Source organism: Streptomyces glaucescens (genome assembly GCF_002154375.1).
GTDB classification, from domain to species: Bacteria; Actinomycetota; Actinomycetes; order Streptomycetales; family Streptomycetaceae; genus Streptomyces; species Streptomyces glaucescens.
Genome location: NZ_MUND01000695.1, coordinates 1 through 991, shown reverse-complemented (window position 1 = coordinate 991; position 991 = coordinate 1). Strand labels below are relative to the sequence as shown.

Here is a 991-nt window from a genome sequence, read left to right as displayed (position 1 = left end):
CGGGTTCGGCGGGCTGCGCGGTCTGGGAGCCCTGAGCCGACCCCCCGATCGCCTCGCCCACCTCACAGCCGGAGGCCTCCTGCTTGCGCTGGATCTCCGCGATGACCGCCTCACGGTTCGCGATCCGCGCCTGCGACTGCGCGTCCGGCTTGGCCCGCTGGTCCGCGATGAACCGCTGGTTGTTGCCGAGGGCGGTGGCCAGGCCCTGGCAGACGGTCGAGTCCTTCGCCGACTGCGCGGCGTTCGACGTGCTCGCCATGACGAAGGCACCGCCGCCCGCCACCGTGGCCGCGCTCACCAGCAGCGCGATCTTCTTCTTCGTACCGAGAGTTCTCCTACGCGACATGCGCGCCTCCTGAAGAGGTCGGGGAGCGTACGCCGGTATGTACGAGATCCCGAACGAGGTTGCTCAGCGGTCCCGGCGGTCCGTTGAAGTGGCTTGTGTCACAAGGGAGTTATCCCTCCTCGTGGGCGGCCACGCGGTCGCCGGCGTACCGGAGCAGCTCCTCGGTCCGGCGGGTCAGCGCGGCCTTCTCCGTCCGCGCCCCGTCGCCCCACCGGCCGTGGGCGAACACCACCGAGCGGTCGGTCAGCAGCCGGCGGAACACCCCGGCCGAGCCGGGCGGCACCGTCGGCATCCCCGCCCCGGGCGGCGGGTCGAGCGAGAGGTCCGGATGGGCCACCGGGGCCACACAAGCCCTCTCGAACACCACCGAGGCGTCCTCGGCCCGCCGGAAGCTGAGCACGGTCACCGTCACCTGGGAACGGCGCTCCACGTCGGTGAAGAGCGCGGCGGTCAGCCGCAGACAGCCCTCGCCCCGCTGGACGAGCGCCGCCGGCTGCGAGGGCATGCCCCGGGCGCAGTCGGGGGTGGTGGCCAGGTCGACCCGCTCGTAGCGGGACCCGCTCTCCAGATGCACCCCCGTCTCGGGAAAGACCTGTTCCGGGCGGATGGCGGAGTGTGCGAGGGGGGATGGGTGCGGGGCGGTGA

Annotated in this window: 1 protein-coding gene and 1 pseudogene; both read right to left on the bottom strand. The window is 72.6% G+C overall.

Annotated elements, in window-relative coordinates:
• A pseudogene (locus tag CCN42_RS35285) lies at nt 1-346 on the bottom strand (hypothetical protein); the annotation flags it as partial.
• A 109-nt stretch (nt 347-455) separates the two neighbouring features.
• Nucleotides 456-991: hypothetical protein (locus CCN42_RS35280; protein WP_086741455.1), on the bottom strand; the 536-nt coding region annotated here is incomplete at its 5' end.